2 protein-coding genes are annotated in these 2,354 nt (G+C 68.1%); both read left to right on the top strand.

From position 1 onward, the window contains the following. Window positions 1-56: 56 nt before the first annotated feature. The gene (locus ACIKT0_RS17065) at window positions 57-1,268 is read left to right on the top strand and encodes a L,D-transpeptidase family protein (RefSeq protein ID WP_407106564.1); all 1,212 of its coding nucleotides are present in this window, start codon (window positions 57-59) and stop codon (window positions 1,266-1,268) included. Window positions 1,269-1,511: 243 nt separating this feature from the next. After that, window positions 1,512-2,354 (top strand): peptidoglycan L,D-endopeptidase MepK (locus ACIKT0_RS17060; RefSeq protein WP_407106563.1); only part of this gene is annotated, 843 nt, incomplete at its 3' end.

Genomic DNA, 2,354 nt, shown 5'->3' with positions numbered 1-2,354 from the left:
GACCGACCTGACGACGTCGACGCCGACCGCCCGCTCCTAGCGGCGACGTCTCCGCCGTGCTCGACGCCTTCAATCCGCCGCTGCCGCAGTTCCAGGCGCTGCGCAAGCTGCTCAAGGAGGCGCGCGCGGCGCAGAACGAGCAGGCGGACCGGCCCGAGATCCCGTTCGGCAAGCTGCTGCGGCCGGGCGACGAGGACCCGCGGGTTCCGGCGCTGCGCAAGCGCCTCGGCCTCCTGGGCGCCGATGACGACTACGTCTATGACGACGCTCTCGCCGCCGCCGTGGTCAACTTCCAGCTCGACAAGAAGATCGAGTCCTCGGGCGTGGTCGGCCGCCAGACGATCGGCGCGCTCAACGGCGGCTTCGAGCGCCGGGACGAGGCCGAGCTGATCGCGATCAACATGGAGCGCTGGCGCTGGATGCCGCGCGACCTCGGCGCGCGGCACGTCTTCGTGGACCTGCCGGCCTACCGCCTGCGCGTCGTCAAGGACGGGCAGGACACCTACGAGACGCGCGTGATCATCGGCAAGCCGAGCAACCAGACGCCGGTGCTGACGAGCGCGATCAACAACATCGTCGTCAACCCGTACTGGAACGTCCCTGTCTCGATCGCCCTCGCGGAGCTCTCGCAGGGATCGCTGCGCGGCTTCGAGGTGGTCGACAGCAAGGGCCGCGTGGTGCCGCCGTCCGAGGTCAACTGGGCCGACGTGAAGGCGCACAAGCTGCGCATCCGCCAGCCGCCGGGCGAGCGCAATGCGCTCGGCCACATCAAGTTCCAGTTCCAGAACCGGTTCGCCGTCTATCTGCACGACACGTCGAGCCGCAAGCTGTTCGGCAACGACTACCGCGCGCTGAGCCATGGCTGCGTCCGGGTCGACAAGCCGCTGGAGTTCGCCGACGCCCTGTCGGGCGACCAGGGTCTCTCGGGCGACAGGCTCAAGAAGATGATCGGCGGCAAGGAGCGCGGCCTGGCGGTCTCCGAGCCCGTGCCGGTGCATCTCGCCTATTTCACCGCCTGGGTGAATGGCGACGGGGCGCTGGAGCGGCGCAAGGACATCTATGATCTGGACGGCCGCATGGCGGCTGCGCTGCGCGGCGAGCAGCTGTCGCGTCCGCGCCCGGCGCCGCCTCCGGCGCTCCCGAAGATCGTGCGCGCCAAGCCGAAACCCGCTCCTGAGGCCCAGGCGGCGGCGGCCGTTCCGCCGCCCCAGACACGGCCGAGCGCCCCCAACTGGCTTTCCCGACTGTTCGGTGATTCGCGGTACTGACGCCCCGTCCAAATATGGCGAAAAGGAGAACGCTATCTCCTTTTTGCATCCCTCGGCAGATTTCGGACTGGCTTTTGCCAAAAGGCGAGGCTACCAAGTCACTGTTCGGGGGGTTCGGGGGTAGCTTTCTGCGCGGTCAGTCACCGTACATTAACCACCTCCGCTGAGACTTTGTTGATCAATCGGCTCGTCGGCGCGTCGCGTTGGCGAGACCCGGGCGATCTCTCAGGTCAGGACGGATCATTGCTGGACAACCATTCGTCGCGACGTCCGCGCTGGCGCTTTTCTTCGCGCCGCGCCGGAGCCGTCCTCCTCGGAGCCCTCGCGCTGCTGCTGGGCTCAGAGGCGACCCAGGACGCTGTCGCCAATGGCGACACGCGAACCCTGACGCTCTATCACACGCATCGCGGCGACTCCGTCACGGTGACGTTCAAGAGGAACGGCCGCTACGACGCGGACGGCCTGAAGAAGCTAAGTTACTTCCTGCGCGACTGGCGCAACGACAAGCAGACGCGGATGGAGCCGCGGCTGTTCGACATTGTCTGGGAAGTCCACCGGCAGGTCGGGCGCGGCGCGATGATCAACATCGTCTCTGCGTATCGCAGCCCCGAGACCAACGCCTATCTTCGCGCGCATAGCCGCGGCGTCGCCAAGTTCAGCCAGCACATGCTCGGCCGCGCGATGGATTTCTACATCACGGGCGTGCCGGTATCCTCCGTCCGCGAGGCCGGCGTCCGGCTCCAGGCCGGCGGCGTCGGCTTCTATCCCACCTCGGGCCGCCCCTTCGTCCATCTGGACGCCGGCAATGTGCGCGCCTGGCCGCGCCTGACCCGCACCCAGCTCGCCAAGCTGTTCCCGAACGGCAAGACCGTTCATGTGCCGGCTGACGGCAAGCCGCTGCCCGGCTACCAGGTCGCGATGGCTGAGCTGAAGTCGCGCGGCTCTGTTTCGGTCGACACCGCCTACGCCTCCAGCGCCTCGGGCGGCGGCGGCAAGAGCTTCTTCGCGCGGCTGTTCGTCGGCGTCGCCTCCGCCTCGTCGCCCTCGTCGCCGCCGCCGAACAGCCGCGCGAAGAAGCTCTTGCCG

It is taken from the genome of Hansschlegelia beijingensis (assembly GCF_045505405.1).
GTDB classification, from domain to species: Bacteria; Pseudomonadota; Alphaproteobacteria; order Rhizobiales; family Methylopilaceae; genus Methylopila; species Methylopila beijingensis_A.
The sequence above is the reverse complement of the archived record's forward strand: the minus strand, read 5'-3'. Positions and strand labels throughout refer to the sequence as shown.